The organism is Pseudoalteromonas fuliginea (assembly GCF_000690055.1).
GTDB lineage: Bacteria > Pseudomonadota > Gammaproteobacteria > Enterobacterales > Alteromonadaceae > Pseudoalteromonas > Pseudoalteromonas fuliginea.
Genome location: NZ_JJNZ01000018.1, coordinates 39,610 through 46,978, shown reverse-complemented (window position 1 = coordinate 46,978; position 7,369 = coordinate 39,610). Strand labels below are relative to the sequence as shown.

The 7,369-nt window shown below is 40.5% G+C and carries 4 protein-coding genes and 1 other RNA gene; 4 read left to right on the top strand and 1 reads right to left on the bottom strand.

The genetic code is table 11. From position 1 onward, the window contains the following. Window positions 1-416 precede the first annotated feature (416 nt). The 3 genes from DC53_RS14375 to DC53_RS14385 are packed head-to-tail and all read left to right on the top strand — an operon-like array spanning window position 417 to window position 6,218. Complete coding sequence (locus DC53_RS14375; RefSeq protein WP_033028883.1) at window positions 417-1,832, top strand: efflux transporter outer membrane subunit; 1,416 nt, start codon at window positions 417-419, stop codon at window positions 1,830-1,832. After that, on the top strand, window positions 1,822-3,138 hold the full coding sequence (locus tag DC53_RS14380; protein WP_033028882.1) for an efflux RND transporter periplasmic adaptor subunit: 1,317 nt from the start codon (window positions 1,822-1,824) through the stop codon (window positions 3,136-3,138). Before DC53_RS14375 ends, DC53_RS14380 begins: the two co-directional genes overlap by 11 nt. After that, window positions 3,135-6,218, top strand: a complete 3,084-nt coding sequence (locus tag DC53_RS14385) for an efflux RND transporter permease subunit (protein WP_033028881.1) — start codon at window positions 3,135-3,137, stop codon at window positions 6,216-6,218. Before DC53_RS14380 ends, DC53_RS14385 begins: the two co-directional genes overlap by 4 nt. Before the next feature lie 186 nt (window positions 6,219-6,404). On the opposite strand, the gene ssrS is transcribed toward DC53_RS14385, so the two are convergent. Continuing rightward, a non-coding RNA gene (ssrS, locus tag DC53_RS21485) (6S RNA) lies at window positions 6,405-6,587 on the bottom strand. A 193-nt stretch (window positions 6,588-6,780) separates the two neighbouring features. Between ssrS and DC53_RS14390 the strand changes: the two genes are divergently transcribed. Beyond that, window positions 6,781-7,344, top strand: a complete 564-nt coding sequence (locus tag DC53_RS14390; protein WP_007378383.1) for a UPF0149 family protein — start codon at window positions 6,781-6,783, stop codon at window positions 7,342-7,344. Window positions 7,345-7,369: the final 25 nt, after the last annotated feature.

The window sequence follows — 7,369 nt, the reverse complement described above, 5'->3', positions numbered from 1 at the left end:
GTTAGTCGGCACCATTTATTTAGGTAACTTAAAGCAACTGACTTGTAATCAGTAGTCTGTATAAGTTACCCGCTCGACTTTGTTAGTCGGCACCATTTATTTAGGTAACTTAAAGCAACTGACTTGTAATCAGTAGTCTGTATAAGTTACCCGCTCGACTTTGTTAGTCGGCACATTTACTTAAAGCCTCGCTTATAGCGGGGCTTTTTTGTTTTTGTATATTTAATCTCTTAGACACATTACAAAAAATTAATTTTTTATTGTTAAAAATTGCTGATCATTTGCTCATTTTTACCGTATAACTGGCTATTATGTTAGTTCATCGCTAGCTATGTAATGTTATGTAAAGTAGGTTGAGCAAAATTTGCCAAAGTGCTTGAATTAACCTCATAAATAGCAGTAATTTAGGTTTAATTATGATTTGGCAATGCAAGCCAACCCTATTGGCAATTAGTGTGATGCTGCTTAGCGGCTGTGCGAGTGATTTGAACTCGTCGCAGCGCATGCAAGCGCCTAATAATATGCCTCAGCAATGGCAGCAAGAAGCATCAAGCTCAGCATTAAAAGTACAAGAGCAATGGCTTACACAATTACAAAATCCTACGCTTAACAAATTTGTACAACAAGCACTTAAAAATAACCAACAGCTTTTGCAAACGAGTTATGATGTTGAAATTCAAAAGCAGCAACTTATAGTCTCGGGCGCTGCACTTTGGCCAAGCCTCGATTTATCAACACGTACAAGCCGTAGTAAAGACAACCGCCCTGTAAGTTACGACAACGCAAGCTCCGTAAGTTTAAATTTAACTTACGAGGTTGATTTATGGGGTAAGCTTTCTGACGCTAAGCGCGAAGCTAATCTTAACTATTTAGCGCAACAGGCACGATTTGAGCAAGCTAAACAGCAACTCGTTGCTGATGTAGTAACAGGCTGGTTCGATGTTGTTACGGCGCAGCAATTACTGGATTTATTTAAGCGTCGTGAAGCCAATGCACAACAAAATCTAGATATTATTGAGTCTGGCTATCGCCAAGGTATAAACGAAGCGCTCGATGTGTATTTAGCGCGTAATGAGCTTAATAATGAACGCTCTCGCATTGCCACTCAAACAGCGAGTTTATCGGCATCAGCACGTGTACTTGAGCGTTTACTTGGTGAATACCCAAAAGGCGCTATTACTGCTAGTAGTGACTTACCTGTTATTAATACCGATATTCCTCTAGGATTACCTTCTGAGCTTATAACGCGAAAACCTACTCTACGTGCAAGTTGGTATGAGCTTTTAGCAGCCGATGCATCATTGGCATATGCGCATAAACAACGCTTTCCAAGTTTAGATTTAACAGCTTCATTAAGTGATAGTACAGACCGAGTAAGCGACTTGTTTTCTCCATCAAGCCTTGCATGGTCTTTATTAGGTAGTATTTCAGCGCCACTTTTTGAAGGAGGGCGCTTAAAAGCCAACGAAGAAATAGCGCGTCTTAATACTCAAAAGCAAGAGCAGCTTTATTTACAAACGCTTTATGACGCGTTTGGCGATGTTGAAAATGCAATTTCGCAGCAGCAGTCCCTCAAAGCTCAATATACAAGCACATTAGAGGCACAAGAAAACGCACTTGCTGCAGAGCAATTGTCGTTTGAGCAGTATCAAAGTGGCTTGGTAACTTACACGACTGTGCTTGATGCCCAAGACCGTTCTTTTGACGCGCAAAGCTCCTTAATCGATATTAAAAACCAATTAATAGCCAATAGAATTAACTTATACATTGCCCTTGGTGGTGATTTTGCAAAGCCCTCAAGTGAACTAAAGAGCAATAACGATGAAAACTAAAACAGCAAAAATTATTATTCCAGCGGTGGTTATAGTTGCCACTATTTTAATTGTTATGTTTATTAAAAATAACACGCCTGAGGCTAAACGCTTTGGGACACCTCCTAAGGCATCAATAAGTGTGGCTGCGCTTGAGCTAAAACCACAAAATTATCAAGTGATGATAGACAGCTACGGTACTGTAAAACCACGTACACAAAGCTTGTTAGTGGCTCAGGCATCTGGGCAAATAATTGAAGTAAGTGATGACTTTAGAGAAGGCGGTTTTTTTGAAAAAGGCGATGTACTTTTAAAACTAGACGACAGAGATCATCAGGCTGAAGTTAAATCTGCTCAAGCCAATTTATTAACCGCAGAGCAAGGTTTGCTAGAAGAGAAGGCGCGTGGGCAACAAGCTATTACCGATTGGAAGCGCCTTGGCGGCTCAAATCAGGCAAGCAGCTTAGTACTACGTGAGCCACAACTAGCAGCCGCTGAAGCTGAGGTTTTGTCGGCGCAAGCAACGCTTGAAAAAGCGATGCTTGATTTAGAGCGCACTAAAGTAACGGCGCCATATGCGGGGCGTATACTTAGCCGCAGTGTTGATTTAGGGCAAGTTGTTACTAACAACACACAGCTAGCCACCATTTACGCAATCGATAGCGTTGAGATTCGCCTACCAATTAAAAATAAAGATCTCCCATTTGTAAATTTACCAGAGCAGTATCGCGATGGTGCTAAAAACCAAGCGGGTTCAATTGTTAAATTTACTTCTGACTTAGTAGGTGAGCAAACGTGGCAAGGGCAATTAGCACGCACAGAAGGTGCTATAGATGAAGGTGCACAGCAGCTTTATGTCGTTGCTAAAATTAATGACCCGTATAAAGCAACAGCAAATAACCAGTACCCAATAAAAATTGGGCAGTATATAAAAGCGCAAATTACCGGCAGAACAGTCTCTAACGCACTTATAATCCCTAACAGTACAATTTATCAAGGAACGTACGTTTACATTGTTGAAGGTGGCGTACTTAAGCGCAAAGACATCACACTAGCTTGGCAAAATGCGACTCAGGCGATGATAAAAACCGGTTTAAACGCAAATGATAAGCTTGTTATTACTCCACTTGGTCAAGTAAGTTCAGGAACTCAAGTAAGTATTTTAGGTGAACAAAGTGCAGATCAACCTAAAAGCCGTGGAGCGAATGGGCAAGGTAAAGGAAAGCGCCCTACAGCTGAGCAACTTGAACAAAAAGCAAAAGAGTTTGGTATTAGTGTTGAAGAGTTAAAAAAACGCCGTCCAGCAAAGCAAGGAGATAAGCCATGATAGCTTGGTTTGCCAAAAACCATGTTGCAGCTAACTTATTGCTAGTAACGTTGCTGCTGTCGGGGCTTTTTAGTTTATCGACTAAAATACCGCTTGAAGTATTCCCTTCATTCGAAACCGACATGATAAGCGTGAACGTAAGTTTGCGTGGCTCAACACCAGAGGATGTAGAGCAAGGCGTAACAATTCGTATAGAAGAAGCCGTACAAGATTTAGAAGGTATTAAGCAAATATTTAGCCGCTCTTCTGAAGGTTCTGGCTCTGTAACAATAGAAGTTGAAACGGGCTACGACCCGCGTGAGCTTTTAGCCGATATTAAAAGTCGTGTAGATGCAATTAACACCTTTCCAGCCGATGCTGAAAAGCCAATAGTCGCGCTTGCGGAGCGAATTCGCGAAGTTATCGCGGTTACCGTATCAAGTGATTACGGCGAAAAAGAAACCCGTGAATATGCAGAAACAGTACGCGATCAAATTCTACGCTTACCAAATGTGACGCAGGTAGAGCTAAGTGGTGTTCGTGATTACGAAATTGCCATTGAAGTAAGCCAAGACGTTCTTCGCCAGTACGATTTAAGTTTGGCACAAATATCGAGTGCCATTGCTAATTCAAGCTCTGATATTTCTGCTGGTAACTTAAAAACTGAAGGTGGGGACGTACTTATAAGCTCTAAAGGGCAAGCATATCGTAAAGATGAATTTGCCAATATTGTTGTTAAAAACCAAGCTGACGGCACGATTATTCGTTTAGGCGATATTGCAATAATTAAAGACGATTTTGAAGAAACCCCAGTACGTACTCGCTTTAATGGTAAGCAGGCTGCATTTATCGACGTATATCGAATTGGTCCGCAAAGTGCGATTACTGTTGCTGACGAAGTTAAAAATTACATAAAAGAGCAACAAAGCTCCCTTCCACAAGGATTTGAACTAAGTTACTGGGATGATGATTCGGAGCTGGTTAAAAGTCGAATTGCCACACTAACGACCAATGCCCTACAAGGCGGTATTTTAGTACTGGCTTTACTTACTTTGTTTTTACGCCCTGCAATTGCATTTTGGGTATTTATTGGTATTCCGGTTTCGTTTATGGGCGCGTTTATAGCGATGCCTATTTTTGGCGTAACCCTTAATATTATGAGCTTATTTGGCTTTATATTGGTACTGGGGATTGTTGTTGATGACGCCATAGTTACCGGTGAAAACGTCTACACCCATTTAAAAACAGCTACGTCGGGCGAGCAGGCCGCAATTTTAGGTACTCAAGAAGTAGCAACACCAGTAACATTTGGTGTGTTGACTACCGTCGCTGCCTTTTTACCTTTGGCCTTTATTGAAGGGGCGCGTGGTGCCTTGTTTGCACAAATACCGGTAGTGGTTATTCCGGTATTATTGTTTTCATTGATTGAATCTAAATTTGTACTACCAGCACATTTAAAATATATAAAACTACGCCACGAAAAAGGCGAACCTTCAAAGTTTGATGTTATTCAACAGCGTTTTGCAGATGGATTTGAAAACGCGATTTTAAAATACTATCAACCCACTTTAAATTTAGCACTGCGCCATAAATTGGCTTCGGTAAGCTTGTTTATTGGTGTATTTATAATAATTTTAACCATGATCACTAGCGGTTGGACTAAGTTTGTATTTTTCCCGCGTATACCAAGCGAAACAGTCCGCGTTAACTTAACACTACCAACAGGTACGCCGTTTGAAGTCACTAATAAATACGTAATTGATATGTCGCAAAAGGCGCAGCAATTACAAGAAAAATACCGCGACCCAGATACAGGTGAAAGCGTTATTTTAAATATATTAGCCACAACAGGTGGGCGCGGTGGTGTATCTAATTCAGGTTCTGTACGCTTTGAAATAACACCGGCTGAAAAGCGTGAATCAGAAATAGGATCAAGAGAGCTTGCCAGCGAATGGCGCGATTTAATTGGTGTCATTCCAGGTGCTGAAAGCTTAACATTTAGAGCTGAAATTGGCCGAAGTTCAGACCCCATTGATGTTCAGCTTAGCGGGACTTCGTTGACTATTTTACAAGACGTGGCTGATCACATTAAAACCCGTTTATCGACCTACCCAACGGTGTTTGATATTGCCGATAGCATGTCTGATGGTAAAGAAGAGTTACAAATAGAGCTTACGCAGCAAGGCTTAGCGCTGGGCTTAAATAGAGTCAATGTAGCTGGGCAAGTACGTAACTCGTTTTTTGGCTCGCAAGTACAGCGTATTCAGCGCGGACGTGATGATGTACGTGTAATGGTACGCTTACCTATAGATGAGCGCCGCTCTGTAGCCGATTTACAAAACATACTTATAAATACGCCTGATGGAGGCTCAGTGCCATTGTCGCATGTGGCAACACTTACTGCTGGGCAAAGTCCATCAACTATTAATCGAATAGACCGTTACCGCACATTAAACGTAACAGCCGATATCGAAAAAAATAATACCAACATGACCATACTGCAGGCTGACCTAACGGAGTATTTAGATGGGTTAATGCAGCAATATCCTGGAGTAGATTACAAACTAGAAGGTGAGGCTAAAGAGCAAAGAGAGTCGTTTGGTTCGTTGGCTTGGGCACTTGTGTTTGTATTTTTCATAATCTATGCGCTATTAGCAATACCGCTTAAATCTTACTTACAACCAATCATAGTAATGAGTGTAATCCCATTTGGCATGATAGGTGCTGTAGTAGGGCATTGGATTATGGGAATGGACTTAACTATTATGAGTTTACTCGGTATGCTTGCGCTAACCGGGGTGGTGGTAAATGATTCGCTTGTACTCGTTGATTTTATTAATAAAAAGCGCAGTGAAGGTGGTAAAGTTCTCGATGCTATAAAAATTGCAGGTGCATCGCGTTTTCGCCCTGTAATGTTAACTAGTTTAACGACCTTTATTGGCTTAATGCCATTATTGTTTGAAAAAGCGACTCAAGCACAGTTTTTAATACCAATGGCGGTGAGCTTAGGGTTTGGGATTATTTTTGCAACTTTCATTACTCTATTACTAGTACCAATAAACTACATGCTAATGGAGCGTTTTCAAGGTTGGTTTAAATAACTTCACTCTTAAATACGTGATTATTAAAGTTGTAGGTAAGTAATTACCTACGGCTTTTTTTATAAGCTAAGAGTAATGTTAGACAATTGAAGATAAGTGAATAAAAAATTTAGATAAATATAAGAGTGAACAGGAAGGTTAATTTTTTTTGATAAAGCCTTTTAAAGGCGAGGGTTTGATAAAAAGGTGTTCCCCAAGATACGGTACTCGGTTTCAGTCCTGAAACCAGAAGGTTTCAGGGCGGGAATCTGCGGTTTACCGTAGGCTTCTCGGTACATGCCGAGCTTGCACAATAGTAGACGAACAGAAACCCTGGTATAAAATTTATCGGCTCAGGGACTTAACCAAGCTCCAGTACCCCAGGGAACAATTTAAGTATATAAGACATAATCCAATCCTTAAACCCCAAACGTAAAAAATTAAACCGTTCGCTTAGTTTTCCCGCACCTTTAACTCGCCATTTACTTTATCGCATGGTTTTTGAGCTTGATCATACAATTAATTGGAGTTGCTTTTTATCGAGTGGTAGCATTGCCTTAACTTGCAAAGCGAAGATTCGATTATGAACGATTTACCCGATTACGAAAAAGCTCAACTGCTTTTAGAAAAAAACGAAATATTTGTATCACCTGCTGAAGCGCATGGTGTAATTAGTGGTTTACTTGCGTGTGGTTTAACCATTGACGACAAAGAATACTTAGGCCTTTTAAGCGATGTGTTTAACGATGGTGAATCGTTTAGTAACGATTTAAAGCAGTTTTTTGGCACTATTTATAAGCAAGTAGTTGCGAGCTTTAATGATGATGAATTTCAGTTTGATTTATTTTTACCAAGCGACGACGAAACACTCATCGATCAGGCTAATGGTCTCGTATCATGGGTAGCAGGCTTTATGCTTGGTTTTGGCTTAAAGCAAAAAGATTACGGTAAACTATCGAGCGATGTTAAAGAAGTTATTACTGACTTTAGCGAAATCACTCGCTTAGATACCACCTTTGAAGAAACCGAAGAAGACAGCCAAGCGCTGCACGAAGTGATTGAATATGTGCGCGTATCAGCACTACTTTGTTTTGCAGAGCTTGGTAAAGAGCAAAACACGCAAAGTACTAAAAAAACACTTCATTAGTTTAAAAAGTTAAACAGGTTGGTTA